The organism is Candidatus Binataceae bacterium (genome assembly GCA_035500095.1).
Lineage (GTDB): Bacteria > Desulfobacterota > Binatia > Binatales > Binataceae > JAKAVN01.
Genome location: DATJXN010000078.1, coordinates 1 through 26,842, shown reverse-complemented (window position 1 = coordinate 26,842; position 26,842 = coordinate 1). Strand labels below are relative to the sequence as shown.

General features: G+C 64.6%; 23 protein-coding genes. 7 read left to right on the top strand and 16 right to left on the bottom strand.

Features of this window, described 5'->3' with window-relative positions:
* Positions 1–26: 26 nt before the first annotated feature.
* From VMI09_08125 to VMI09_08105, 5 genes are all read right to left on the bottom strand, one after another.
* Entirely contained in the window at positions 27–2,318 is a 2,292-nt protein-coding gene (locus VMI09_08125) for a xanthine dehydrogenase family protein molybdopterin-binding subunit (GenBank protein ID HTQ24650.1), read from the bottom strand.
* Between the two features lie 72 nt (positions 2,319–2,390).
* Positions 2,391–2,876 (bottom strand): (2Fe-2S)-binding protein, encoded by a 486-nt coding sequence (locus VMI09_08120; GenBank protein HTQ24649.1) that lies wholly within the window; start codon positions 2,874–2,876, stop codon positions 2,391–2,393.
* Positions 2,877–2,979: 103 nt separating this feature from the next.
* On the bottom strand, positions 2,980–3,855 hold the full coding sequence (locus VMI09_08115) for a xanthine dehydrogenase family protein subunit M (protein ID HTQ24648.1): 876 nt from the start codon (positions 3,853–3,855) through the stop codon (positions 2,980–2,982).
* Between the two features lie 208 nt (positions 3,856–4,063).
* Entirely contained in the window at positions 4,064–5,209 is a 1,146-nt protein-coding gene (locus tag VMI09_08110; protein ID HTQ24647.1) for a phosphotransferase family protein, read from the bottom strand.
* 20 nt (positions 5,210–5,229) lie between these two features.
* Positions 5,230–6,429: an acyl-CoA dehydrogenase family protein gene (locus tag VMI09_08105; protein ID HTQ24646.1), complete on the bottom strand. Its 1,200-nt coding sequence runs from the start codon at positions 6,427–6,429 to the stop codon at positions 5,230–5,232.
* Positions 6,430–6,678: 249 nt separating this feature from the next.
* Between VMI09_08105 and VMI09_08100 the strand changes: the two genes are divergently transcribed.
* Entirely contained in the window at positions 6,679–7,833 is a 1,155-nt protein-coding gene (locus tag VMI09_08100; protein HTQ24645.1) for a cobalamin-independent methionine synthase II family protein, read from the top strand.
* A gap of 810 nt (positions 7,834–8,643) precedes the next feature.
* On the opposite strand, the gene VMI09_08095 is transcribed toward VMI09_08100, so the two are convergent.
* The 5 genes from VMI09_08095 to VMI09_08075 all read right to left on the bottom strand — a co-directional run bounded on the left by VMI09_08095 (position 8,644) and on the right by VMI09_08075 (position 13,670).
* A complete protein-coding gene (locus VMI09_08095; GenBank protein HTQ24644.1) occupies positions 8,644–9,849 on the bottom strand; it encodes a DEAD/DEAH box helicase in 1,206 nt (401 codons plus the stop codon).
* A gap of 212 nt (positions 9,850–10,061) precedes the next feature.
* A complete protein-coding gene (recA, locus tag VMI09_08090) occupies positions 10,062–11,159 on the bottom strand; it encodes a recombinase RecA (protein HTQ24643.1) in 1,098 nt (365 codons plus the stop codon).
* 178 nt (positions 11,160–11,337) lie between these two features.
* Positions 11,338–12,000 (bottom strand): RNA 2',3'-cyclic phosphodiesterase, encoded by a 663-nt coding sequence (gene thpR, locus VMI09_08085; GenBank protein HTQ24642.1) that lies wholly within the window; start codon positions 11,998–12,000, stop codon positions 11,338–11,340.
* 30 nt (positions 12,001–12,030) lie between these two features.
* Complete coding sequence (locus VMI09_08080) at positions 12,031–12,630, bottom strand: 2-hydroxychromene-2-carboxylate isomerase (protein HTQ24641.1); 600 nt, start codon at positions 12,628–12,630, stop codon at positions 12,031–12,033.
* A gap of 98 nt (positions 12,631–12,728) precedes the next feature.
* Positions 12,729–13,670, bottom strand: coding sequence for a DUF3108 domain-containing protein (locus VMI09_08075; GenBank protein ID HTQ24640.1), 942 nt, complete (start codon positions 13,668–13,670; stop codon positions 12,729–12,731).
* Positions 13,671–13,710: 40 nt separating this feature from the next.
* Here VMI09_08075 and VMI09_08070 point away from each other — a divergent pair, with 40 nt between their 5' ends.
* Entirely contained in the window at positions 13,711–14,490 is a 780-nt protein-coding gene (locus VMI09_08070; GenBank protein HTQ24639.1) for a HEAT repeat domain-containing protein, read from the top strand.
* Between the two features lie 281 nt (positions 14,491–14,771).
* On the opposite strand, the gene VMI09_08065 is transcribed toward VMI09_08070, so the two are convergent.
* Together VMI09_08065 and VMI09_08060 are read right to left on the bottom strand one after the other, a co-directional pair.
* Positions 14,772–15,281, bottom strand: a complete 510-nt coding sequence (locus VMI09_08065) for a cupredoxin domain-containing protein (GenBank protein ID HTQ24638.1) — start codon at positions 15,279–15,281, stop codon at positions 14,772–14,774.
* Positions 15,268–16,293 carry a metallophosphoesterase gene (locus tag VMI09_08060; GenBank protein HTQ24637.1) on the bottom strand — a complete coding sequence of 342 codons (1,026 nt, stop codon included), beginning with the start codon at positions 16,291–16,293 and terminating at the stop codon, positions 15,268–15,270. The genes VMI09_08065 and VMI09_08060 overlap by 14 nt, the downstream gene beginning before the upstream one ends.
* Positions 16,294–16,529: 236 nt before the next feature.
* Between VMI09_08060 and VMI09_08055 the strand changes: the two genes are divergently transcribed.
* From VMI09_08055 to VMI09_08040, 4 genes are all read left to right on the top strand, one after another.
* On the top strand, positions 16,530–17,084 hold the full coding sequence (locus tag VMI09_08055) for a sigma-70 family RNA polymerase sigma factor (protein HTQ24636.1): 555 nt from the start codon (positions 16,530–16,532) through the stop codon (positions 17,082–17,084).
* 16 nt (positions 17,085–17,100) lie between these two features.
* Positions 17,101–17,424 (top strand): anti-sigma factor, encoded by a 324-nt coding sequence (locus tag VMI09_08050; protein HTQ24635.1) that lies wholly within the window; start codon positions 17,101–17,103, stop codon positions 17,422–17,424.
* The gene (locus VMI09_08045) at positions 17,409–17,927 is read left to right on the top strand and encodes a hypothetical protein (GenBank protein HTQ24634.1); all 519 of its coding nucleotides are present in this window, start codon (positions 17,409–17,411) and stop codon (positions 17,925–17,927) included. The genes VMI09_08050 and VMI09_08045 overlap by 16 nt, the downstream gene beginning before the upstream one ends.
* Before the next feature lie 112 nt (positions 17,928–18,039).
* On the top strand, positions 18,040–18,951 hold the full coding sequence (locus tag VMI09_08040) for a hypothetical protein (protein ID HTQ24633.1): 912 nt from the start codon (positions 18,040–18,042) through the stop codon (positions 18,949–18,951).
* 34 nt (positions 18,952–18,985) lie between these two features.
* Here VMI09_08040 and VMI09_08035 read toward each other — a convergent pair whose 3' ends face one another.
* The 4 genes from VMI09_08035 to VMI09_08020 all read right to left on the bottom strand — a co-directional run bounded on the left by VMI09_08035 (position 18,986) and on the right by VMI09_08020 (position 23,446).
* Positions 18,986–20,281 carry a DUF1501 domain-containing protein gene (locus VMI09_08035; GenBank protein ID HTQ24632.1) on the bottom strand — a complete coding sequence of 432 codons (1,296 nt, stop codon included), beginning with the start codon at positions 20,279–20,281 and terminating at the stop codon, positions 18,986–18,988.
* Positions 20,282–20,303: 22 nt separating this feature from the next.
* Positions 20,304–21,992, bottom strand: a complete 1,689-nt coding sequence (locus VMI09_08030; GenBank protein HTQ24631.1) for a DUF1800 domain-containing protein — start codon at positions 21,990–21,992, stop codon at positions 20,304–20,306.
* 252 nt (positions 21,993–22,244) lie between these two features.
* On the bottom strand, positions 22,245–22,667 hold the full coding sequence (locus VMI09_08025; GenBank protein HTQ24630.1) for a hypothetical protein: 423 nt from the start codon (positions 22,665–22,667) through the stop codon (positions 22,245–22,247).
* Positions 22,668–22,996: 329 nt separating this feature from the next.
* Complete coding sequence (locus tag VMI09_08020; protein ID HTQ24629.1) at positions 22,997–23,446, bottom strand: DUF721 domain-containing protein; 450 nt, start codon at positions 23,444–23,446, stop codon at positions 22,997–22,999.
* 321 nt (positions 23,447–23,767) lie between these two features.
* Here VMI09_08020 and VMI09_08015 point away from each other — a divergent pair, with 321 nt between their 5' ends.
* A complete protein-coding gene (locus VMI09_08015; protein ID HTQ24628.1) occupies positions 23,768–26,584 on the top strand; it encodes a vitamin B12-dependent ribonucleotide reductase in 2,817 nt (938 codons plus the stop codon).
* Positions 26,585–26,842 lie beyond the last annotated feature (258 nt).

The window sequence follows — 26,842 nt, the reverse complement described above, 5'->3', positions numbered from 1 at the left end:
GAGCCCGGCCCCTCGCTAACCGTAGTTCAGTCGGCCGCGGCGGAGGCGACCGAGGAGCCTTCCTTGTGCAGGATCGCCTTGAGCACGCGCCCGGGCGACATCGGCAGCTCCGTCATCCGCACGCCGACCGCGTTGGCGATCGCGTTGGCGACCGCCGCCGGCGGCGGCACGATCGAGACCTCGCCCACGCCGCGCGAGCCGATCGGATGGCCGGGCGCCGGAACCTCGACGATGCAGGTTTCGATCATCGGGAGATCCAGACACGTCGGCATCCGGTAATCCAGCAGTCCCGAGTTACGCAGCACGCCCTTGGAGTCGTAAAAGTACTCCTCGTTGAGGGCCCAGCCGATGCCCTGGACGGTGCCGCCCTGCATCTGGCCCTCGACGTAGCTCGGATGGACCGCCTTGCCGGCGTCCTGCGCGCACGTGGCGCGCAGGATCGAGACCTTGCCGGTTTCCGGATCGACCTCGACGTCGACGCAGGTCGTGGCGAAGGCCGGACCGACCGCTCGCGCGTTAACCGTCGCCCGTCCGGTGATTGGGCCGCCCGTGCGGCCGAGGCGCGGAACGATCTCCTTGATCGTCATCGGCTTGACGCCGTTGCTCTTGGAGGTGAGCACGCCGTTGTTGAACGCGACCTCTTCGGGCTTCTTCTCCCACAGCTTGGCCGCGCGCTCCTTGAGTTGGCGTACGGCGTCTTGCGCGGCCTCGTAAACGGCGAGTCCGGTGGCGACGGTGGTGCGGCTGCCGCCGGTTACGTCGGTGTAGCCGATCGCGTCGGTGTCGGCGATAAGCGGGCGAACGTCGTTTACGTCGAGGCCGAGCACCTCGGCCGTGATAATCGCCATCGAGGCGCGCGACCCGCCGATATCCACCGAGCCGGTGACGACGCTGGCGGTGCCGTCGTTATGAATATTGACGATCGCCGAGGACTGGAAGCCGATGTTGAACCAGAAACCGGTGGCGACGCCGCGTCCGCGGTTTTTCCCCGTGAGCTTGCTCTTGTAGTGCGGGCTGTTCTTGATCGCCTCGATCGTCTCGATCATGCCGATCCGCTTGTACGGCGGCCCGGCGGTCTGCGGCGTGCCTTCGTGGGCGCCGTTCTTGATGCGGAAGTCGCACGGATCCATCCCGCACTTGGCGGCCAGCTCATCGACGATCGTTTCGGAAGCGAACGCCGCGTTGGTCGCTCCCGGCGCGCGGTAGGCCGCGGTCTTGGGCCGGTTGACGACGACGTCGTAGGCGTCCACCACGATATTGGGGATGTCATACGGCGCGAGGATGCACATCGCGGCCATCGGCACCGGCGATCCGGGAAAGCCGCCCGCCTCGTAGGCCATCCAGGCCTCGGCGGCGACGATCTTGCCGTCCTTGGTCGCGCCCATCTTGCAGCGCACGGTTCCGCCGGAGGTCGGGCCGCTCGCGCGCAGCACCTCGGCGCGGTTCATCGTCATCTTTACCGGATGGCCGGTTTTCTGCGAGAGCAGCACCGACAGCGGTTCGAGGTAGATGGTGGTCTTGCCGCCGAAGCCGCCGCCGATCTCGGCCGGCACGACGCGGATTTTGCCCTCGGGGATGCCCAGCACGGCGGCGCTCAACGAACGCACCACGAAGCTGCCCTGGGTCGAGCAGTAGATGGTGGCGTGGCCGTCGGAGTTGTAGATGCCGACCGCGTTGTGCGGCTCGATATATCCCTGATGGACCATCGCGGTCTTGAAGGTGCGCTCGATCACGTAGTCGGCCTTGGCGAAGCCTTCGTTGACGTCGCCGCGCTTGAACTGCATGTGGGCGGCGACATTGGTCTGTTTGTCGGGGCCGTCCTCCTTGTTGCGCAGCGCGGGCAGCAGGATCGCCGCGCCCGGCGCCATCGCGTCCTCAACCGTCATCACCGGCGGCAGCACCTCGTAATCGACCTCGATGAGGCGCAGCGCCTCTTCGGCGATATGCGGGCTGGTCGCCGCGACGGCGGCCACCGCGTGGCCGTCGTAGAGCGCCTTGCCGCGGGCGAGGATGTTGCAGGTCAGGTGATGCAGGTTGATCGGCAGCTCGCCGCCCTGCTCGATCCGGTCGGGCAGCTCCGGCAGGTCGGCCGCGGTCACGACCGCCTTGACACCGGGGAGCTTGAGCGCCTTGTCGAACTTGATCGATTTGATAATCGCGTGCGCGTGCGGGCTGCGCAGCACCCTGCCGTAGAGCATTCCCGGGAACGAGTAGTCGGCCCCGTAGCGGGCCGCGCCGGTAACTTTCTCGACTCCGTCGTGACGGATCGGGCGCGTTCCAATCACCCGGAATTGGTTTCCTTCTGTCGTCGCTGCCATGTCAGCTATCTCCCTTTAACGAAAACTTTTGCAGTGCCTGGCGCTTCTGGCAATAGCGCCGTCACGGCTCCTTCAGGCCGCCTTGGACGCGCCCCCCTTGGAGGCTTCGAGCACCGCGTGAACGATCTTGTCATAGCCGGTGCAGCGGCAGAGATTGCCCGCCAGCGCGTAGCGAATCTCGGCCTCGGTCGGATGCGGGTTATGGTCGAGCAGCGCCTTGGCCGACATCAGGAAGCCCGGGGTGCAGATGCCGCACTGGAGGCTCGCGTTTTCGAGAAACTTCTGCTGCAGCGGATGCAGCTTGGCGCCTTGCGCGAGTCCCTCGACGGTTTCGATCTTGTGGCCCCCGGCCTCGACGCCCAGCATCAGGCAGGAACAGACGGCCCGGCCGTCCACGATCACGCTGCACGCGCCGCAGTCGCCGGTCAGGCATCCTTCCTTGCTGCCGGTCATCCCGAGTACGTCGCGCAGAACCTCGAGCAGGCTCTGGCGCGGCTCGCAGAGGAATTCCACTTGTTCGCCGTTGATCGTCGTTTCTACTACCGTCTTTTTATCCATGTTTAATCTTTGTCTAATCAGTTGGTCTAATCTTTGTTCAATCAATCGTCGGTTATCGCGTTGGGGCCGTTGCGAGCGATTCGATTCTGTACTGCGGAGGCGGCTATACCATCCTCGCGCGTTCTATCGCGATCGCGAGCGTCCTGCGCGTAAGCACGCCAACCAGGTGGCGCCGGAACTCGGCCGTGCCGCGCATGTCGTCGATCGGCGAGCTCTGCTCGATTGCGAGCTTGCACGCGCGATCGATCGCTGCGGCGTCTATTTTTTTGCCCTCGAGCGCCTGTGAAGCCTTGCCTGCGAATATCGGTGTCGGTCCGACCGCGCCGAGGGCGATGCGCGCGTCAGTGAACCGGTCTCCTTCGAGGTCCAACGTCACTGAAGCGCCGACTCCGACCACCGCAATGTCCATCTCGTTGCGCGGTATGAAGCGCAGGTAAGCATCTGAGGAATGGCGCGCGGGCACCGGGATTTGGAGTTCTACGAGGATTTCGTTCGGCTGCAGCACGGTCCGGCCAGGCGCGGTGCAGAAATCCTCTGCTGCCACGATGCGCTCTCCTTTTGGACCAGCCACTCGGCATTTGGCACCCAGCGCGATGAGCGCCGGAGTGGTGTCGGCCGCCGGCGAGCCATTGCACAGGTTGCCGCCCACAGAAGCGCGGCTCTGGATCTGGTTCGATCCGATAAGGTGCGCGGCCTCGGTAAGTCCGGGAAAATAGCGGCGCAGGTCGGCGTTTTCGTAAATCTGGACCGCCGGCACAGCGGCGCCCAGCCGCAAACCCTTCTGGAGATCGAAGCTTATCTGGTTGAGCTCAGGAATCTTTTTAACGTCGACCACATAGTCCGGACGGCGCACTCCGGCGCGGAGCTGGATGATGAGGTCGGTGCCGCCGCACAGCGGGCGTCCCTTCTCGCCGTGCTGAGCGAGCAGTGCTACCGCGTCCTTCAGCGTTGTTGGAGCTTCGTAGTTAATCGCGTGCAAGTGTGCTTACCCTCCCGGACGGGCACTACCCGTCCACTAAACTTCGCAATCCAATCTGCAACTCAACTCCCGAGATTTAACTCAGAAGCTTCTCGAGCTTCCCGCGGTGGCTCAACCCGCAAGCTTAATCGAAAGACCGGCTAAAAGAACACCCCCGCAACACGCAGGCCCGGCGCGCGGCCTGCGCAAAGACGATTTCAACTGCGGTTTACTCCCTAAAACCGAATTTGGCAACGACTCGCGCCGCCTGCCGCGCCAGCACTGGCGCCCACTCGCCCATATTGGCAAAGCGAGGATCGTTGGTCTGCCCGCGTACGTAGCGGACGTAAATCTGCTCGACCACGGTCGCGGTCTTCCAGTTGGCCCACGCCCGGTAGTAATCGACCATGCTGACGTCGCGCCCGCTGCGCCGGGCGTAACGAGCGGTCATTTCGTCGCGGCTGAGGAAGCCGGGCGCCGTAGTATGCGCGTACCCCTGCGAGAGCGCGATCAGCTCGGGCGGATCGCCGGCCTCGCGCCAGTAGCCGATCGTGAGCCCCAGGTCGATCATCGGGTCGCCGAGCGTGGACATCTCCCAGTCGAATACGCCGACCACCTTGCCCGAGTCCCCTTTCTCGAACATCACGTTGTGCAGGTAAAAGTCGTTGTGCAGCAGCACCGGTTTCTGCGCCGCCGGCATGTGCTCGAGAAACCACGTGCCGAGCTTTTCCATCAGCGGCACTTCGCGCGTCTTGGCTTTTTCCCAGCGTCCCATCCATCCCGTGATCTGGCGCTGCAGGAAGCCCTCGGGGCGGCCGAGGCCGCCAAGCCCGATCTTTTCGTAGTCGGCGGCGTGGAGGTCGGCGAGCGTGTCGATCAGGTTTTCGGCGATGCGGCGAAAGGTCTCGGGTTTGGCGTCGATCTCGGGCGGCAGCGGATGGCGATTCTTGATCACCGCGCCCTCGCGCCGCTCCATCACGAAGAACGTCGCGCCGATGATCGAGGGATCCTCGCACAGCACGATCGCGCGCGGCGCCGCGGCGAATCCCTCCCATAGCCGCGACAAGACCCTGTATTCGCGCGCCATGTCGTGCGCCGAGGGCGGCAGCGGTCCGAACGGCGGCCGCCGCACGACCCACTGATGGCCGTCGGCGAAGCGCAACAAGTAGGTCAGGTTGGAGCTGCCGCCGCGAAACTGCAGGACCTCCATCGCGGTGTCCGCGCCGGGCACGTTGTGCTCGCGCAGGTAGGCCTGAAGCTTCGGCCAGTCGAGGCGTTCTTCTTCGCGCACCTCGCCGTATTCGGCCGCGAGGTCGTCGGTTGCGACGGTCTGTGCGCCGGGTTGCGCCGGAGTCAGCTTTTGATGCTCCGCCATAAGCGATCCAGTGTGCTCCGCTATTGCTGCCAGCGGCGCACTTCGCGCCGCGCGATCTGCATCCGATGGACTTCGTCGGGGCCGTCAACGATGCGCATCGCGCGCTGCTCGCGCCAAAAGCGCGCGATCGGCGTGTCGTCGGTCATCCCGAGCGCGCCGTGAAGCTGGATTGCGCGGTCGAGCACGTTCATCACCATGTTCGCGGCCTGCACCTTGATCTCCGCGATTTCCTGACGCGCCTCGCGTTTGCCGGCGGTGTCGATTTTCCACGCCGCGTGCATCACCATCAGGCGCGTCGCGTCGATTTCGATCCGCGAATCGGCGATCCATTGCTGGATGTTGGCCTTGTCGGCGAGCAGGCTCCCGTGGGTAAAGCGCGTCGCCGCCCGCTTGCACATCAGCTCGAGCGCCCGCTCCGCCACGCCGACCATCCGCATGCAGTGATGAATCCGGCCGGGGCCGAGGCGCGCCTGGGCGATCGCGAAGCCGCTGCCCTCCTCGCCGAGCAGGTTGGTCACCGGCACGCGGCAATCCTTGTAAACGATCTCGCAGTGGCCGCCGCCGCCCGCATGGCCCATCACCGAGACCGCGCGAATCAGGTTGAATCCGGGCGTGTCGGTGGGGACGATTATCTGGCTCGCGCGGCGATGCGGCTGGGTGTTGGGGTCGGTCACCACCATCGCGATCGCGAACGACGCGCCGACCGCGCCCGAGGTGAACCACTTGTGGCCGTTGATCACGTAGTAGTCGCCGTCGCGCACGGCGCGCGTTGCCAGCTGGGTGGGGTCGGAGCCCGCGGTCTCCGGTTCGGTCATCGAGTAGCAGGTGCGCATCGTGCCCTCGAGGCAGGGCTCGAGCCAGCGCTTCTTCTGCTCCGCGGTGCCGAAGTCGGCGAGAATTTCCATGTTGCCGGTGTCGGGCGCCATGCAGTTGAAGGCGCGCGAGCCGATGAAGGTGCGGCCCATCAGTTCGGAGAGCGGCGCGTACTCGGCCACCTTCAGGCCCTTGCCGTAATGCTCGTCGGGCATGAAGAGGTTCCACAGCCCCTCGGCCTTGGCCTTTTTGCGGACCTCCTTGAGAATCTCGGGCTCGGTATGCTCCTTGCCGTGGACGTTCATCTCGTCCTCGACCTGCTTCTCGATCGGATAGACATGCGCATTCATGAAGTCGGAGATGCGCTTTTGATACTGGGTGATTTTGGGCGACAGCGTGAAATCCATTACTTCCTCTTGACGGGGGCGACGATAGTGCGGTTCGCCATCGCGGGGCTGGCTATGCGAATCGAGTCCGAGACCCCGAAGCGATATTCCCGAACCCATTTCATAATCCAGAGCCATCCGAGAATAAAGCGAAGCGCGGGTCCGGCGGCCTTGCCGCTCTGAAGAGCTGGCGGTCTTGCGCCAAGTTGTTGCGCCGGGCGCGACTTTGCTAGTGCTCGCCTTAGAGAACGCGACCGGGGGTATCGAGCGATGAAGCGCAGCGTCGAGCGGATCCTGACCACCCATACCGGCAGCCTGCCGCGGCCGGACGACCTCGCCGATATGCTTTTTGCCAGGGAGACCGGCGAACTCGCCGACGCCGACGCGCTAAGGGCGCGCGTGCTCGCGGCGGTGGCGGAAATCGTACGCAAGCAGACCGAGGCCGGGATCGACGTCGTCAACGACGGCGAGATGGGCAAGATCGGCTATTCGACCTACGTCAAGGATCGGCTGAGCGGCTTCGGCGACGAGACGACGAAACGCGCCTCGCTCAGCGCCGCCGACATGGCCGAGTTTCCCGAATTCACCCAGCGGGCGTTTTCGGGACGCAAGGTGCCGCCGATGAAGCGGCCGTCATGCAACGGGCCGATCGCCTATCGCGACCGCGACGAGCTTGCGCGCGACCTCGACAACTTCAAGGCGGCGCTTGCCGGCGCCGGCGCGGCCGAGGGCTTTCTGAGCGCGGCGTCGCCTGGCGTGATCGCGCAGTTTCTCGGCAATACTTACTATCCAACGCACGAGGCCTATATCGCCGCGCTTGCCGACGCGATGAAGGTCGAGTACGACGCGATCCATCGCGCCGGCTTCCTGCTGCAGGTGGATTGCCCGGATCTCGCGATGAGCCGCCATATCCAGTTCGCGGGCGCGAGCACTGCCGAGTTCCGCAAGGTCGCCGAGCTGCACGTCGAGGCGCTCAACCACGCGCTGCGCGACGTCCCGCCCGACCGCATCCGCCTGCACCTATGCTGGGGCAACTACGAGGGGCCGCACCATCGCGACATCGCGCTCGGCGAGATCATCGACGTCGTGCTCAAGTCGCGTGCGATGGCGATTTCGTATGAAGCGGCGAATCCGCGCCACGAGCACGAGTTCCAGGTGTTTCGCGGCGTGAAATTGCCCGCCGGCAGGACTCTGATTCCGGGCGTGATCGATTCGACCACCAACTTCATCGAGCATCCGGGGGTGGTCGCGATGCGGCTTTCCAACCTCGCCAAAGTGGTCGGCCGCGAGAACGTGATCGCGGGCACCGACTGCGGGTTTGCGACCTTTGCCGGATTCTCGCGCGTGACGCCGGCAATCGTGTGGGCCAAGCTGCGCGCGATGGCCGACGGCGCGCGCCTCGCCTCGCGCGAGCTGTGGGGTTAGCGCACGGTGCGCTGCGTCACTCTATTCGGTCGTGTTTGATGAGATTGTGTCTTGCGCACAGTAACCGAATATTATTCGCGACGAGCGATGACCCTCCCTTAGAAAAGGGCACGTCATGGTCAAAATGCAGATTGTCTTGTTTGCCGCACAGTATGCACTGACCCCGATCGCGCCTCCAAACCTCCAATTTAACTTCAGACGGTATTAGCCGGTTGTGCGGAAGATCGATGGTACCCTCGGATAATGGTTCATTTGCTACGTCTTCCGTTAGCACCAGGCGGAATTTAAACACTTTGCGTTGACCGGTGTTCGCAATCCATGCCTCCGTTAGCTGAAACGTTCCATTGTACGTCCAGATACCCGGCTTAATTTTCTCGTAAACTCGGACCGGTTCCGGATCTCGAGAGTCGTGCGCTCCGCGGTTTGCTGCGTCATAAAAGAGTTTGTTTTGACTGGGACGACCGCCTATGGAGGCCCAGGGCTGGTCGACGGTCTTGGGATGAGGTCCATCCCTTTGAGCCGGCACATCATGCCCTTCATAGATCAGGACCCGTCCATCGTCTTCAACGACGTCAGAGTAAGGCGCGCCGGTCCTTCTACTCATCAAGATAACGCTTTGTCACCACGCAACCGGAAGTTCATGCCGCGTTGAAGACTGACGCGCTCTTCCTGACACATCTCCAGATAGGAAATGATACTTCCAGGTGCGAAGCCCCGTGTCCGTATGGGAATCTTTGGATCAGGCAAGCGTCATCGGGGAATGGCAGTTGCGCGCGGATTTAGTATCCCGCCCGCCCGCGACATCCTGCGCTACGCCCAACGCGAGCGGGCGCGGCCGCGCGAGCGCCCCCCGCCCGAGCGGAACAGCGTCACCGGCTTGGGCGCCTTCACTTCGGGCGCCTCGAAGCCCTCGACCTGCTCGCGCTTGAGCTCTTCGCCGAGCGCCCGCTCGATCTGACCCAGCGACACGCGCTCCTGCGGCGTCACCAGGCTTATCGCCTCGCCCTCGCGCCCCATCCGCGCCGTGCGCCCGATACGATGGATGTAGCTTTCGGCGTCCTCGGGCAGATCGAAGTTGATCACGTGCGAGACGCCGGGGATATCCAGTCCGCGCGCGGCGACGTCGGTCGCGACCATCACGCGGCAGCTTCCCGACTTGAACGTCTTGAGCGCCGTGTTGCGCTCGGCCTGCGAGCGGTCGCCGTGAATCACGGCCGTGCGCACGCCGTGGCGCTTGAGCATCTTGCCGATATGCTCGGCGCGCACGCGGGTGCGGGTAAACACGATCGCGCTCTGGACCTCGGGCTTACCGACGATCTCGAGCAGCATCGCCTCCTTGTCGGCCCATTGCACCGGATAGATGGTCTGGCTTATCTGCTGCGGCGGCGCGGCCTTGCGGCCGATGGTGATGCGCTCGGGATGATGCAGGAAGTCGCGCGCGATGGCCTCCGGCCCGGAGCCCATCGTGGCCGAGAACATCAGCGTCTGCCGCTCCTTGGGCACCGCGCGCATAACGCGGCGCAGCTGGGGCAGAAAGCCCATGTCGAGCAGGCGGTCGGCCTCGTCGATCACCACGACCTGCATGTGCGCGAGGCTCACCTTTTTCTGCTCCATCAGGTCGATCAGCCGGCCGGGGCAGGCGATCACCACCTGGGCGCCCGCCTCGAGGTCTTCGATCTGCCGGCGCATCGACTCGCCGCCGACGATAACCGCCGCGCGCAGTCCGCAAAGGCGCGCAAGCCGGACGAATTCCTGGCCGCACTGGGCCGCAAGCTCGCGCGTCGGGGCGATCACCAGCGCGCTCGGACCTCTGGCGTGCTTACGATGCAGCCGGTCGATAAGCGGAATCAGGAATGCGGCGGTCTTGCCGCTGCCGGTCTCTGCGCTGACCACCAGGTCGCGGCCCTCGAGCGCCACGGGGATGGCTTCAGCCTGGACCGGCGTCGGATTGTGATAGCCGCAATCACGAATGGAGCGTTTAAGCTCGGGGGGGAGAGAAAATTCGGTAAAAGACAAGCTTACACTTCGACCGTCGCCTGGAGACGGCAATACGGCCCTTCTAGAAATCGGGGATTCAAAAAGTGGGCGCTATCGGAGGCGGCGCCCTGGTCGGCCTCTGCGGGCATTCGCAGATAGTGTACCTGCCAGAGGGTACGAAAGCAACGGGACGGCCTCCCGGGTCGCTCCGGCCTTCCCGCGGCAGGCTCCGGGCCCGAGGGTCCGGAGATTCATCCCCGGCGGCGCGGGGCGCTCGGCGCGGGCGCGGCAGCCGGCGCTTCGGCTTCGGCCTCCGCGTGACCGTTCTCCGCCGAGGGCGGCGGTGGAGGACCGACCTTGAGCGCGACCTTGGCACGCACCTTGGTCTCGATTTCGTCGGCCAGCGTCGGATTGGCCTTTAAGAGGTCGCGCGCGTTCTCGCGTCCCTGCCCGATCCGGTCGCCGCCGTAGGAATACCAAGCCCCGAGTTTCTCGATAATGCCGTGCTCGACCGCGAGGTCCACCAGCTCGCCCTCCTTGGAGATGCCCGAGCCGTAGAGGATGTCGAACTCGGCCTCGCGGAAGGGCGGCGCGACCTTATTCTTGACCACCTTGACCTTGGTGCGCGAGCCGATCACTTCGGTCGCGGTCTTGATCGTGCCGATGCGGCGGATGTCGATGCGGATGGAGCTGTAGAACTTGAGCGCGTTGCCGCCGGTGGTGGTCTCGGGATTGCCGAACATCACGCCGATCTTCATCCGGATCTGGTTGATGAAGACCACGATGGTGCGCGAGCGCGAGATGATCGAGGTCAGCTTGCGCAGCGCCTGCGACATCAGCCGCGCCTGCAGGCCCATCTGCGGCTCGCCCATCTCGCCTTCGATTTCCGCCCGCGGCACCAGCGCCGCCACCGAGTCGATCACCAGAACGTCGATCGCGCCCGATTGCACCAGGGTCTCGACTATTTCGAGCGCCTGCTCGCCGTTGTCGGGCTGCGAGATGAGCAGGTCCTCGACCACCACGCCGAGCTTGCGCGCGTAAGCGGCGTCGAGGGCGTGCTCGGCGTCGATGAACGCGCAGACGCCGCCGCGTTTTTGCGCTTCCGCGATACACTCGAGGGCGAGCGTGGTCTTGCCCGAGGATTCCGGCCCGTAGATTTCAACCACGCGCCCGCGCGGCAATCCGCCCACGCCGAGCGCCAGGTCGAGCCCGAGCGAGCCGGTCGAAATCACCGAGAGGTCGGACTCGATCGTCTGCTCGCCGAGCTTCATGATCGAGCCTTTGCCGAATTGCTTTTCGATCTGGCTGAGCGCCAAATCCAGGGCCTTGGTCTTGATATCCTGCGCCATGGTTTTCCCGTCCGATGATCTTTCCCGATGATCTTGCCGTCCGGCGGGGTCTATAACTCCTATGCGAAAGCAAATCTTGTCACAAAAAGCCGCGGATAGCGCTATGCGCGCCGCACGGCCATCCACACCACCGCGTTAATCCTGACTGTTCACCCCCAGACCGCGGGTTTCTCCGCGATCATCGTCCGTCTTCGCGCTGGCCAAGCGCGAAGGCGTCGAGTTCGTAGTAGGTTGACCCCTCGGGCCCCGTTTCGCTCCGGTAGAGTATCATCCGTTCGACCCGCGACACTCCGAAGCTCAGATTCGCGGCCTCGCCGAGCGAGCGCCGGAGCAGCCTTGCCGACCGCGGCGAGCGTATGCGGCCGATCGTCAGATGGGGCGCGAAGGCGCGCCGCTCGGGGCTAAAGCCGCATCGCTTAACCGCCGCCGCCACCCGCGCCGCCAGCGCAACCAGCCCGTCTCCGTCGAGACCGACCCAGATGACCTGTGGGCGCGACGGGTTCGGAAAGACGCCCACGCCCTGCGCCGCGATCTCGAACGGCGCGGTAGTCTCGGCGATCGCGCCGAGCGCGTCCGCGACCGCGGCAAGACGTTCGGGCGCGACGGCGGGGCCGAGAAAAAAGAGCGTCAGATGGAAATTCTCCCGCCGGACCCATCGGATACCGTCGTCGCGCGCGCGATCCCGAGGCTCGGCGCTTGCGGATTCGTCGTGCCGGGGAGCGCGCAGGCGGCCGATCAGTTCAGCGATCGCGTCGTCAACCGCGCCGTCGAGCCTAAGCGCGATAAAGGCGCGCACGCGCTCGGGCAACGAATCGAAGCCGGCGATGTTTGAGGTAGGCATCGGTGCAAAGACCGATACGTCTCGCAGCGTCTAATGCGACAGCCGATCCTCGACCAGCACCAAGCGGTCGTTGCCGAAGAACATCTCGCCGTCGACGAACATCGTCGGCGAGCCGAAACCGCCGCGCGCGATCAGCTCTTCGGTGTTGACGCGCAGTTTGTCCTTGTATTCCGGGGCGGCGATCTTTTTGAAGAACTCGTCCTGGTCGAGACCAACCGCGCGGACAACTTCGCGCAAGACCTCGTCGCGGCTGATATCGCGGTCCTCTCCCCAGTAAGCCTCGAACACCGCGCGCGAGTATGGCGCGACCTTATCGTGCTCGATCGCGACGAACGCCCCGCGCATCGCCTTGACCGAGTTTACCGGGAAGACCGTGGGATGGCCGATCCTGAGGCCGTAGAGCCTCGCCCAGTCCTGCATGTCCTTGTCGTAGTAGCGGACCTTGGGTTTGACCGGATGCTCGCGGCCCTCGTACACCGACGGATTGACGGCGTTGAAGACGCCTCCGACCAGGATCGGGCGCCATACAAGTTCGGCGCCATGGCGGCGCGCGACTTTTTCGATCTGGCTGAAGGCCAGGTAGGTCCAGGGGCTGGAGCAATCGTAGAAAAATTCAAGTTTCCGGGCCATTTTTCACGGCCTCACTTTTTTGAAATCGCGCCAGGCGCGCGCAACGGATGCAATAGCAGAGCCCAAGCCGCCTCCCCAAACCGGTGCCGCTACCGCAATCATCGCGAGGCCTCTTGCGAGGCGCTTGGGTCGGGGCTCGCGGGGTCGATCACCTTGACCAGGTCGATTCGGACGCTGCCGATAAAGACCGCCGACTCGACCCGCAGAGGCAAACGGCGCGCGTCGGCCGACACCCAAAGCGTCGTATCGTGCACCTCGTCGTTGATCTTGCCGTCGCTGAGATACGTGACCGAGGGCACGATCCTGAAGGCGTCGAACTCGCCGAGCGGCGTGCCGATTCGCTCGCGCCGCACCACCTTGAGCTCGAAAATGTAGCGCGTCGTGCCACTGAAGGCGTCGAAGCTCATCGAGTCGCCCGCCTCAAGCGGCTGCGACAGCGCCATCATCGCCCCCGACACGGGCCCCGAAGGATTGTAGGAGAGAAACTTGCGGATCTGGGTGCCACGCGGGCCGTGCTTGACGAGCGTGACCACGTGCTGGCGATGGTCGAAGGTGACGTTGAAAGTGTCGTGGCGGCGGCCCTCGTTCTGACGGATACTCATATCGGCAGGCTTGAGCGAGCCGGCGGTGAAATCCTCGCGCAGGTAATCGCGCATCTTGTAGAACTTGTCGGTCAGGCGATTGGTGTTAATCCAGATTTCCGCGCTGAGCAGCCCGGGATCGCCCGGATCGCCACGCAACAGAACCTTGCCGCCGGCCGCCGGAATACCGATCCACGAGCCCTGGTAAACCAGTTCCTGGCCCGGATGAAACGGGATCTGGCCGGGTGAATAGCTCGGTACGCGCACTCCGTGAGGAAGCGGCCGCGGCCCCGTCGCCGGATCGGCAACGTCGGCATAGGCTTGGGCCGCGCGCATCGCGCGAAGCGGGCCGGCGGAGCAGAACTCGCCTCCGCCAATGGTCGTGACGATGGCGATTAATCCGCCGATCGTGGCGATTACCTTGGGCCGGCTGAAACCGATGCTTGCAAAGAACGTCATTTTCACCGATGATTTTGCCTAAACCCGCGAGGACATGGAATTGTCGAAAGTTGGGCTGATTTTTTCCTCAGGCCTGCTGTTGGCCCTGGCGATGCCTCCGGCCCCGGCGCGCGCGCAGTTCGGAAGCTACGCTCAGCCGGGCGGCGGCGGCAACCTCATGGGCAAAATGATGCAGGGCGCCGGCCAGAAGGGACAGGATACCAAATCTCCCGACCAGGCCGAGACCGACGCGAAGAAAGGGATGTCCGACGCCGATCCGCGCGTGCGCGCCGAGGCGCTCGACAAGCTGCGCAACATCAACGATCCGAAGGCGCAGCAAATTCTGATTCAGGGGCTCGACGATCAGGATATCCGGGTCAAGATTCGCGCGATCGATATCCTCGGCGCTCAGGAGGCTATGCTCGCAGTGCCCCTGATGACGCAGCAGTTGTTCCTGCGTGAAACCCAGCCCGTGGTGAAGCTCCATATCGTCGCCGCGCTCGGCAGGATCGGCGATTCGCGCGGCACCTTGCCGATCGTCGGCTACCTGAAAGAGGCCTCCGACGACGCGGCGCGCGGCACCGCAGTGTTCGCGCTGGGCGAGATCGGCGACCCGCATGCCTCCGATGTCCTGGTCCAGACTGTCGCCAACGACAAAAACCCGATGGTGCGCAAGCTGGCGCAGGAAGCGCTGGAGAAAATCGACGGCGAGCTGCCCACCGTGCACAGCGAGCAGCAAACCGCTCAGAGCGATTCCCGCCTGATTCCGACCGACCAGCGGCTCAACAAGCTGCGCGAGGCCGACCGCGAGATGCAGAAAATGGGCGGCGGCGGCGACTGAGCCGTCAACTCCGTCTGTGCTGCGAATTCCATCCGTTCCGGCGGAAGCCCGCCGTACGAATCGGTTCGTACATGCATTGCTGCGTCTTGTCTTCCTGGTGTGTCAGCAGGCGCGGATGGTGACTTTCCTCAACAGGGGCACACGGGCGGGCAAATACGGCCAAGATGCGAGAGGAAGAGGCGAGAGAAAGAGGCGGAGCCGGGTGGGGGGACTACCCCGGCCCCGCCCTTGGCAGGAGACTTTCCAGTCGCAGGCTCGATCAGTAGTTACGAAGGTGCAAGTCATTGGTTACACGGGTTGCACGCGCCATCCCGATTTTTTGTCTGCGGATTGACGGACCCGGCGCCCCCCGTTTCGTATTTCGAGGTTGCCGAGGATGCGCTCGCGAGCGTAGTCCGCTGCGACGATTTTGCCGCCGCTTCCTCGACCACGATCGTCATCTTCATCCCGCCGTGGCCCAATCCGCAGTAGTGATCGCAGATCGTGGCGTAGGAGCCTGTCTTCCCCGGCGTTATCGTGATGTTGGTCGTCTTGCCCGGCTCGATGTCGGTGTCGATGCCGAACTCGCGGACCATGAAGCCGTGGACGCGGTCGGCGCTCGTCAACTGCAGGGTGGCCGGCTGGCCCTCGAAAAGTACGATTCGATCGGGCGTGAAATGGTATTTGCTCGCCGTGATCTTGACCATCTGCGGCGTCTCGGCAGCGTTCGCGGGGGCCGCCGTCCCCCGAGTAGGCAGTCCGGTTGTGAGGCTCAGGATGCCCAGCACAGCAAGTTTTCTAGTCAGCGTCATCTGATGAACTCCCATCGATCGAGTCGTTGCCCTTGATCATCTGCTGCATGCCCGACAGCCCCGAGAACTCGGCTTTGGCGAGCACGACGTCTTTAACCTCAAGCTTCACGGCGTCGTCGTTGGCGCCCGTTTCATCGACGAGCCGGATTCCCAGCTCCGTGAACGGATCCTCCTTGTTGAATGCGAGCGGCGTCTTGCTCTCGGCTGTCGCCGGGTCGTTGAAGGCGAAGATGAGCGAACGCGCCGCGTAGTGCCTGACGTTCCCGCGCTGATGGACGTCGTGGCGATGGATATGGCCGTACAGCACGGTCACGTTTTCGTACTTCGCGAGCGCATTCATCACGGCGTCACCATCGCGCGTGAACCATTCCCATTCCGGCTTCAGATCGAAGAGCGGCCGGTGCGTGAAGACGATGATGGGGACGGTCCTGGGAAACCGCGCGAGGTCAGCCTTGAGCCAAGCCATTTGCTCCGCGCCAACCTTGGGACTTCCCTGCGACACGTTGTCGAGCGCGATGAAATGGACGCCCTTGTGATCGAACGAGTAGTGGGTTTCGCCGAAGTGCTCGCGGTAGAGCATGCCGCCGTCGAGCGCCGCGTCGTTTTCGCCGGGGACCGTGCGGATGGCGCGTGTCTTGAGGCCGCCCGCAATTTTTTTGAACTGCCGCATGCGCCGGGCGTGCACGTCACGGTCGTCGGCGTCGTGAGTCAGGTCGCCGGTGAACAGCACGAAGTCCGGTTGTTGCGGGGACTTGTTGAGCAGGGCAACTGCGCTCTCGAAGGCCCTGGTGCCGAGCGGGTCAGGCGGTCCCTGGAACCCAACGTGCGTATCGCTGAACTGCGCGAAGGTGAAGCTCGCCGGCGCCTCGCTGTTGACTCGTTTGAAATAAGAATTGATTTCGTCCGCTTCAGAGCGGCGCTCCAGAAACGGCGCAAACTTGTAAAGCACGCCGATCCCGATCGAAGTCCCCGCCATCCTGAGAAACGACCTGCGGTCCACTTGCTCTTTCATGCTTGTTCTAGCTCCTCGCAAGGACTGCATCTCCGCCGCTGGGCTGCATCCGGAACTAGCTCCTTGCGCCGCCGGTTCCTGACGTTAAGACTTCATCGGCATGCCGCTTATTCCCGAAGCTGCTCGGGCGGCGCCGGTGGGAATAAACACGGCTCGCGGGCGGTCTATGTCACGAGTGCGCCACGGGGCGACGGCTGACGGATGAGGACCGCCGAGCAAGGAAAGAAGAGCGCCTGGTGGATCGCGAAGAGGCACAGAAGTTCAAGCAAAGCCTTCTCGAGTGGCTCAACGACGCCTACAACCTGGCGCGATGGCTCGTGCGCGACGACCAGGACGCGCAGGACGCGGTGCAGGAGGCGTTCGTGCGCGCGGCGCGCTTCGCCGGCGGCTTTCGCGGCGGCGACCGGCGCGCCTGGCTGCTCGCGATCGTGCGCAATGTCTGTTACACGCTGCTCTCCCGAAATCGCACCGCGGCCGACAACGTGGCCTTCGACGAGGAACTGCATCACGGCTCGGCCGATCAGGCCGCGGATCCCGAGACGATGGCGTTCAACCGGGTCGATCGAGAGGTGCTCATCCGCGCGCTCGAGGCGCTGCCGGTCGAGTTTCGCGAGGCGATCGTGATGCGCGAGATGGAAGGGCTGTCATACCAGGAAATCGCCGGCGCCGCCGGCATTCCGATCGGGACCGTGATGTCGCGGCTTGCGCGGGCGCGCGAACGCCTGCGTCTGGCGCTGAGCGGCAAAGCGGGCGAGTCGGGGCAATCCGGCCGCGTCCGGCAAATCAGGTGAGCGCGGAGACGTGCGCGTGAACTGTACCGAGGCCAAGCCCCTGCTCCATGCCTATCTCGACGGCGAACTGGGGCTCGAGTCGGCGCTCGAAATCGAGCGCCATCTCGAGCAATGCGCGGATTGCGCGCGCGAGCGCGCCGCGCTCGCTTCGCTGAGCGTGGCGCTCGGCGACCCGGCGTTGCGCTTCGGCGCGCCGGAGGCGCTGCGCCGGCGCGTCGGCGCCCCGGTTGCGGGCGAGGCCGCGGGGGGCGCAACCGCGCCCGGCGGCGGCGGTGGCTTATCGCAGGCATTGCCGGATGGGCGGTTGCGGGTGCGGCTCTCGCGATGCTCGCCCTCGTGACCCTGAGCCGCGGCCCCAGCCTGCCACGCGCGGGCGGGGGTACGATATCCGAGGGCGGCGCTTGGGCCGGAGTTGTCGCGCGCGAGGTCCTGACGAGCCATCTGCGCTCGCTGATGCCGGGTCATCTGATGGACGTCGTCTCGACCGACCAGCACACGGTCAAGCCATGGTTCGACGGCCGCGTCGATTTCTCGCCGCCGGTCAACGATTTTGCCGCCGCCGGTTTTAGCCTCGCCGGCGGCCGTCTCGACTACCTCGACGGGCGCGCCGTGGCGGCGCTGGTTTACCGGCGCCGCAAGCACATCGTAAATGTCTTCGTCTGGCCGGCTGGCGACCGCTCCCAGAGCGCCCTCGAGAGTACCGCACATGACGGTTACAACCTGATGCATTGGCGGCGGGACGGGATGAACTACTGGATCGTGTCCGACCTCAATGCGCAGGAGATGAGCGAATTCGCGCGCCTGCTGCGCGGCGAGGCCGCCTTACCGGCGCCTCATTCCTGATGCATTTCGTCGCGGATTGTCGTCTGTGGGCGAGCTATGCGCCGGCGCAGGCGTGCCGTGGTACGCTGGGTTTGTGCGGAGCAGGAATTCACGCGTATTGGCGATCCTTTTGATGCTGGCGCTTTCCATGCTGACGGCACCCGGATGCGTGCAGGAGGAGCGACACCAGGAAGAAATGATGCATCAGCGGATCGTCACGCTTAACCGGGCGAACGTGATGGTGATGACCGGCGATCTACCGGAGTCTCATCGCAGCCTCGGCGAGATAAAATACAGCGAGCCCTTCTCGGGCGAGGCGATCGAGACCGATCACATCAACGAGAAATTGCGCGGCCTCGCGATCGACCAGTACCAGGATCGAGTTGACGCAATTATCCACGTCACGACCGGCGCGAGCCCGGACGGCCGCGATTTTCTCGTTTCCGGAGAGGCAGTCGAGGTTCTGGGACCGTGCACGTTCTGCCGGCACAAGGAAGTGACGGAGGTCGACCGGCCGAACCCCGAGCAGCGCGAAATCCCGGCGCCCAAACTGGAAGTCGGCGACACCTGGATCGCGCGACTCAACAATACCGACGGCAAGATCGTGGTGGAGCAGATCACGGGCAACCGCGTCATCATCAACTGGTTCGGCCATCGGAACACCTACACACTCGAGGGCAACCTTGTCTCCGGCCACGTCGGCACCCTGATCGGTTCGTTCGATCCCGATCTCGGCACGTTGAAATTTCCGCTCTGGGCGGGGAAGAAGTGGTCAAAGGACTGGCTGCTCAAGACCGAGCAGGGCCGGATCTGGGGCAATACCCATGGACAGGCGCTTGATTGGGAGCAGGTGACCGTGCCGGCGGGAGCGATGAACGCGCTCAAGCTTAAAATCGTGTACCGGACCGGGCTGTCCAACACGCAGATGACCTGCTGGTACGCGCCGGAGGTGAATGCACTCGTCAAGTGCGACACCACCGATCCGGATTTCAAGAGCCAGGAGATGGTCTCGTATCGACCGGCCAGCGCCGACGCCTCGCGATAGACGGCTCGGCTCTCGCGCCGCATTCAAGCGCCGATCAGACCTTGATCAAGTTCGCGGTGTTGCCGCCTGGGCGCGGCCGGCCGGGAAAAACTTTTGCCATCTGCTCTTCGCCGAGTCCCATGTGCTCCTGCAGCACGGTCGCGATCGGCTCGCGAAAGTCCGTTGTCACTGCGAGGTCGCGCTCCTGGTAAAGCCGCTGCGTCGAGAGTCCGGGCCATGCGGCGTACACCTTGCCTCCCCGCACCGGACCGCCCATCACCCACATCACGTTGCCATGGCCATGGTCGGTGCCGCCGTTGCCATTTTGGCGCACGGTGCGTCCGAACTCGGAGATGACCAGGATGACCGTGTCCTGGTAATGCCGCCCAAGCGCGGTTGCGAAACTCGCGAGGCCCTCGCCGAGCGGCTGCAGATGGTTCGCAAGCTGGCCCCGCGACGACCCCTGGTTGACGTGCGTGTCCCATCCGCCGAGCGCGAGAAACGCAAGCCGGATACCGGGGTCGCGCGCGATGAGGCGCGCAAGTCGCCCGGTGTCGTCGGAGAATCCTTTGGGCGACGGCGCGCCGTTGTTGGCTTCGGCCATGTCCTGTTCGAGCTCGCTCATCAGCCTGGTGCGCGCGCTGCGCCCTTCCTTGTAGGCATGGCTCAGCGGGTCGCTGCCGGCGTACATCCGGTCGAAAGCGGTCTCGACGATCGGCCGGTCCATCGGCAGCGGCCGCGCCGCGGCGCGTCCGAGCGCGATATTGGCGACCGGCATCCGGCCCGAAAGGATTCGTGGAACGTTGGCGCCGAGGCTCAACGCCTCGGTGGGCGAGGCCTTTCCCGGCATCACCGCGAGCACCCGGTTCATCCATCCATCGGCGGTGCTTTTCACGCCCGGTGTGCCGCTTTCCATGTAGTCCTGGGCGTCGAAGTGCGAGCGCGTAGGATCGGGCGAGCCGCAGGCGTGAACGAAGGCCAGCGTGCCGTCGCGCCACTGCGGTTCGAGCGATACGAGCGCCGGATGCATCCCGAAGAAGCCGTCTAGATTGATCGCCGCCCCGTCGCCGCCGGCGCGCGCGATCGCGAGCGTCGGACGCGAATCGTAATAATTCGGCTCGCCGAACGGCACCACGATGCTGAGCCCGTCCACCGCGCCGCGCATGAAGACAACCACCAGGCGCTTGCGGCTTGAATCGCCTCCGAGTGCGCGCGCGGCCCACGCGGTCGGACTGAGTATCACCACGCCGGCTGCGCCGAGCGCCGCCGCGCGGCCAAGAAAGGCGCGCCGGTCCATCCTGGTCGCCAGTGCGCCTTGCGCACATCGATCTTCGCCGCGATCGCTTTTCACGACTGCCTCGCTGCGCCTGCTCCTAGCGCACCATGAATTCCGGACTGCCGAGGATAAGCGCGGAGCGCAGCTGCGCCGGTGCGGCTTCGAGCGCCTCGCGCGTGTTGGCCGAGAAGTTGCCGCCGAGCGAGGCGATGAGTTGCGCCGAATCCGGCGGCGTCATCGCCGGCCCCCTGCCGCGCGCGGGATTTTGGTCTTTCGGCGATCCGCCTTCGGGCGGGATCTCGTAGGTTTTCGCGCCCGCGCCGCCTCCGGTTTTGAACTTCACGCGAATCGGCGCGCCTGTGCCACCACCGCTGCCCGTGTTGTCGAAGGGAGGCGCGAGCAGCGGCAGATGGCCCTGGCCGAGCGCGGTTGCGAAACTGAGGCGCGTCATCATTGCCTCCGGGTTGAGCCACGCCTCGCGCGTGTTCGCGTAGCCGTCGGGCGTTTCGTGCGCGTAGGGCGCCATCCCGAGTAGCATCATGGTGCCGAACAGCGGCCGGTAGTTGGTGATCTGCGGCGCGCCGGTTACACGCGCGGCCGAGAGAACGTATTCGTACGGCGTCTTGAACTTGGCGCCGTAGTAGCGCTCGTCCCAGAACTCGGGACTGAAGAAGAGCGTCTCGAGCGTGGCGCGGATGTCGCCCTGGGACTGCTCGAAGCGCGCGGCCATCCGCGCGACCAGCGTATCGGGAGGATTATCCGCCACGAAGTATTGCGCGAGCTGAAGACTCAGGTGATGCGACGTAGCGGGAGCGAGCGCCAGAACGTCCAGCGCCTGCTCGCCCGTAGCGATTCCCGCGCTGCCGCTGTAGGAGCGGCCGAGAAAGATCTGATCACTGAAGTCGTGGCGGTCAGGGTCGAAGTAAAAGCCGTAGGGGTCGTTTACCGCGCCCGGCAGCGGCATCCGGCGGCCCTGCGGCCACGGCCTCCATCCGGCCATCCTGCCCAGGCCCGGAGCGCGTGGCCCCGGCGCGCCCGATCCGGCGGCGCCCATCCGCATCCCGGCCTGGCCCCGCTTGGGCAGGCCCCATCCGGTAAGAATATGCGCGAGCGCGGTGACGTCAGCCTGCGAGTAACCGCCGTTGACGCCGAGCGTGTGCAGTTCCATCACCTCGCGCGCGTAGTTTTCGTTGATCCCCTCGAATTTGCCGCGCCGCGCCGCGCCGCCCGGCGCGCTGTTCTGCCAGTTATCGAGGTAGAAGAGCATCGCGGGATGCTTCGCGGTCGCGCCGAGCAGCGCACGGAAGCGGCCCATCGTGTGCGGCCGTATCGCCTCCTGCTCGTACGCGCCGATCCACAGATGGCAGAGCCCTTTGCCGGCGAAAACGTTGAAATGGTTGAACCAGAAGGCGGTCATCACCTCCTGCAACTGGCGCGGTCCATAGATCGCGCGCATCAGCCGCCCGGCGACCGCCTCCTGGAGAATCACTTGCGCGCGCCGGCGCGCGTCCTTTTGCGCGTCCTTGTCTCCCTTGGCCTGCCGCATGGGGAGTTGATAGGTCGCGAACAGTTCGACCGGGTTCATGTGCAGGGCTTCGAGGGCGTCGACGCGGCGCGCGAGGTCGGGCGGCACCGGGATCGATTCCGGGTCGAGTTGTTCGCGGATATAGCGTTGGACACCGATTTGGTTGACTCGCTCGATGTCGCCCGGACGTGGCCCGTAGCCGAGCCGATTGAGCGCATGCAGGGGGCGCTTTTCCTGCGGCATGTCGCCGACTCTAAGCATCAGACGCCTCGCCAGAGTTTACCCGGGCTAATCTGAGAATACGACGATGAGCGGGCGCGGTTTCGATGCGTCGAGCGAGATGCGAAAGCTGAGGGTACGGCGGCGAGATGGGGCAGCGAGCGATCCGTACGCTCGAAAACGAGGTCCGCCGACGGAAACGGGATGGCGCGGCGGCGTGCGGTATATCGGAAAGCGTGGGCGCAAAAGTGGGGCGAGCCTTAGGCCTCGCCCCACTGATTGCGCATGCGTGCTTTACTCTGCGCCCGGACTGCGAGTCTCTTCCCGATGCATGGCCTTCGTTTCGCTCATCATCAAGTAGGGACCCGGATCAGCCAGGAACCGTTCCTTCGAGCCCTGGTACTTGTTGAAGTAGAGCTGCAGGTCGGGATACTTGCCCACCCATGAATCATCCTTGACGACTGCGGGATTCTGTTTCAGCCGCCGCCACATCCGATGATGCATCTTGAGCACGCGATGGAAAGCTTCCAATTCATTCGCATGCTCGTCGGTGGCGGCCGGCGCGGCGCTGGCGGCTTCCGGAGCGGCCGGAGCAGCGGCTGCGGGAGCGCTCGCGGGAGGCGCTGCCGGCGGCGCGGCAGGCGCCTGTGCCGTTGCAATGCCGTAGCCGGCTCCCACGAAGAGCGCGCCAATCAACATTGAAGCGAATCGTTTCATGCCTTCGTCCCCTCCCTCGGTCAGGTGAGTTGGTCCGCTGCGATTACCATGCGGTTGCGCCCCCGCGCAACCATCGAGCCGCTCCCCAAAAACCACAAACACCGAAAGTCCCGCGTATCTTACGAAATACGGCCCGCGTGATGCTAGTGCGGTGTCCTGGAAATAAGTTTCATCCCGAAGATCTCGAGGCTGTCATTCCGAGCGCAGCGAGGAATCCCGGCTGCATCCACGAAAAACGAATAAAGATCCGGGATTCCTCGGTCGCCGACTCCTTCGGAATGACAACTTGACGCTTTTCCGAATATGCAAGTTATTTACGCGACATCACACTAGCGCGGCGCGCGTCCCCAGGCCTCGATCAAACTCTCGAAGGCGCTGCGCAGTTCCGGGTCCTTGAGCTCGGGCAACTCGACCGCGCGCCGCGGCGCGCGCGCTACGGTGCGCAGACGCGGGCGCGTGGGCCGGCGGCTTAGCCGCCCCTGTATGAAGCGCAGGTCGCGCACGGCGTCATCGCCGACGCGGGGCGCGAGCCGCGCCAGAATTTCCCTTTTGAGGAGGTTCAACTCCTGTATCCACATCGCACCGGAAACCCTGACCACGGCGGTATGGAATTTAAGCTCGACAACCTCGGTGCGCCGGGCGATCGTTTCTCCGACGACTTCGGGCCACGCCTGGACCAGGCGCACGATCGCGAAGTGGCCCTCGGAATCGAGCCGGTCGATAATCGAGCCGAGGGTGCTAGCGATCGGCTCGGGAGCCCTGCGCCGTCGTACAGCCATCGCGCATAACGATAGTCCTCCGGGAGCCACGTGCAATGGCTGAAAGGTCATTCAAGGCATCTCTGTTTGGGCTAAAGACGATCAAATTTCCACAGGAGGAAGGATTGATTGTGACTGATTTTCGCTCACCGTTCGAATTAGCGATACTTATAAAAGCGAAGATTTCTCGAAGATTTATCAACAACCCTTTCTATAGGTTGTCCACAATTTGTACTACACTATTTGTGGTAGTCAGGGTCTTGACTATGATGCTCACAGGAGTAACGTCCGAACTTACCAAATTGATAAATCACGTGTGGCGGTGAGGGGCAGGAGGGGACGATGGCGGCTGGTGAATTGACGATGGCTGGACTCGATAAAAAACCACCTAAAGCGGCTGAACGTACTCTGACGCCATCGCGCGCCGGGCTCGCGCTGGAACGGTTTTTCAGCCGCCCGGGCGTCGATCCGTTCAGCGAAGTCGAATGGGAGTTGCGCTCGGCCGTCATCGCCGGCGAGGACGGCCGGGTGGTCTTTGAGCAGCGCGACGTCGAGGTTCCCCGCATCTGGTCGCAGACCGCGACCAACGTAGTGGTCTCCAAATACTTCCGCGGGCCGCTCGGCAGCCCGCGGCGCGAATCCAGCGTCCGCCAGCTTATCGGCCGCGTGGTGGACACGATCACGGGATGGGGCGAGCGCCAGGGCTATTTCGCCGACGACGCCGGGCGCGACACGTTCAAGGCCGAGCTGACCGCCCTGCTGGTGACGCAGCGCGCGGCCTTCAACAGCCCCGTCTATTTCAACGTCGGCATCGAGCCCAAGCCGCAATGCTCGGCCTGCTTCATTCTGAAGGTCGAGGACAACATGGACTCGATCCTGAACTGGTACCGCAACGAGGGAATCATCTTCAAAGGCGGTTCGGGCGCGGGCGTCAATCTTTCCGCCGTGCGTTCGTGCCGCGAGAAGCTCTCTGCGGGCGGCACCGCCTCGGGCCCGCTCAGCTTCATGAAGGCGGCCGACGCTTCGGCCGGCGTGATCAAGTCGGGCGGCAAGACCCGGCGCGCGGCCAAGATGGTGGTGCTCAACGCCGACCATCCCGACATCGAGCTCTTCATCAAGTGCAAGCAGGAAGAGGAGCGCAAGGCCTGGGCGCTGATCGACGCCGGCTACGATTCCTCGCTCGACGGCCCGGCCTACGGTTCGGTGTTCTTTCAGAACGCCAACAACTCGGTGCGCGCGACCGACGAGTTCATGCGCGCGGTCGCCGCGGACGGCGAGTGGACCACCCACTTCGTCAAGGACCACAAGCCCGACGGGACGTACAAGGCGCGCGATTTGATGCGGATGATCGCGGAGGCGGCGCACGCCTGCGGCGATCCCGGGATGCAGTTCGACACCACGATCAACAACTGGCACACCTGCCCCAACTCGGGCCGCATCAACGCCTCCAATCCGTGCAGCGAGTACATGCATCTCGACAACTCGGCCTGCAATCTGGCGTCGATCAACGTGCTCAAGTTCCTCGACGAGCGCGGCGAGTTCGACGTGCGCGCCTTTCGCCACGCGGTTGACGTGATGATCACCGCGCAGGACATCCTGGTTGACAACTCGTCGTATCCGACCGATGAGATCGGGCGCAACGCGCGCGATTTCCGCGAGCTGGGCCTGGGCTACGCCAACCTCGGTGCGCTGCTGATGGCGCTCGGGCTGCCCTACGACTCCGACCAGGGCCGCAGCTACGCCGGCGCGATCACCGCGCTGATGACCGGCGAAGCGTATCTGCAGTCGGCGCGCATCGCGCAGACGATGGGTTCGTTCAATGGCTATTCGATAAACCGCGAGCCGATGCTCAAGGTGATCGCGAACCATCGCGAGAAGGCCTACGAGCTCGACTCGGCCCACGTCCCGCTCGGCCTCTTGCGCGCGTCGCGCGAGGCCTGGGACGAGGCCCTCGAGTTCGGCGAGAGCGCGGGCTACCGCAACTCGCAGGCGACCGTGATCGCCCCCACCGGCACCATCGCCTTCATGATGGATTGCGACACCACCGGCATCGAACCCGACATCGCGCTGGTCAAGTACAAGAAACTGGTGGGCGGCGGGATGCTCAAGATCGTCAACGGCACCGTGCCGCGCGCGCTGAAGCGCCTGGGCTACGATTCGCGTGAGGTTCAGGAAATCGTCGAGTACCTCGACGAGCACGAAACCATCGAGGGCGCGCCGCAGCTGAGCGACGCCCATCTGCCGGTGTTCGATTGCGCCTTCAAGCCGCGCGCGGGCTCGCGCACGATTCACTACCAGGGCCATCTGCGCATGATGGGCGCGGTGCAGCCGTTCATCTCGGGCGCGATCTCGAAGACCATCAACATGCCGGCCGAAGCCGACGTCGACGACGTCGCCGAGGCCTACATGACGGCGTGGAAGCTGGGGCTGAAGGCGGTCGCGATCTACCGCGACGGATCGAAGCGCACCCAGCCGCTCAATACCGGCAAGGCCAAGGCCGAAGGCGAGGCCGCGCCCGCGGCGGCAGCGCTTGCGGCCGTGGCGGCGGCGGGCGCCGATCGCGGGCTCAACCGCAGGAAGATGCCCGACGAGCGCAAGTCGATCACGCACAAGTTCGATATCGCGGGCCACGAGGGCTACATCACGGTCGGCATGTACGACGACGGTCTGCCGGGCGAGATCTTCGTGATGATGTCCAAGCAGGGCTCGACCATCTCGGGCCTGATGGACTCGTTCGCGACCGCGATCAGCTACGCGCTGCAGTACGGCGTGCCGCTGCGGTTTCTGGTGGACAAGTTCTCGCACATGCGCTTCGAGCCGTCGGGTTTCACCAAGAATCCGCAGATTCCATACGCCAAGTCGATCGTCGATTACCTGTTCCGATGGCTCGCCTCCAAGTTCCTCGACGAGGAGGCACGGCGCGAGGTCGGCGTAGTCGCGCCCGAGGCGCGCGCGGATGCTGCGCCGGCGCCGCCGATGGCGATCGCGGGAACGCCGGCTGCGCCGGCGGCCGAAGCGGCGGGCGCGGGATCGCGAGCGCGCCAGGCGTTCATCAACCAGGCCGACGCGCCGCCGTGTCCGGATTGTGGATGCCTGATGGTGCGCAACGGGACTTGCTACAAGTGCATGAACTGCGGCGCGACCAGCGGTTGTTCGTGAGCGCAGGAGCCGGTCGGGTTTCAATACGCTCGTCCCGTTAAGTGGGCGAGGGTTCGGGATGAAACGATGTTGGCGGGGGTGCGGCGGTGCGGGGTGAACCGGGGAGAGGTTGCGGATGGGGGGAGGCTCCCTCTGTGGGGGAGTGGTTTCTTGAATCGAGCGGGCGACGTGGCGGGCACGGGATGAGGAAGCAGGGGATCAGCCTCGCTTGAGAAGTGTGGGGCGGGGTTGTGGATGTGGAGCGGCGGGGGGCCGGGC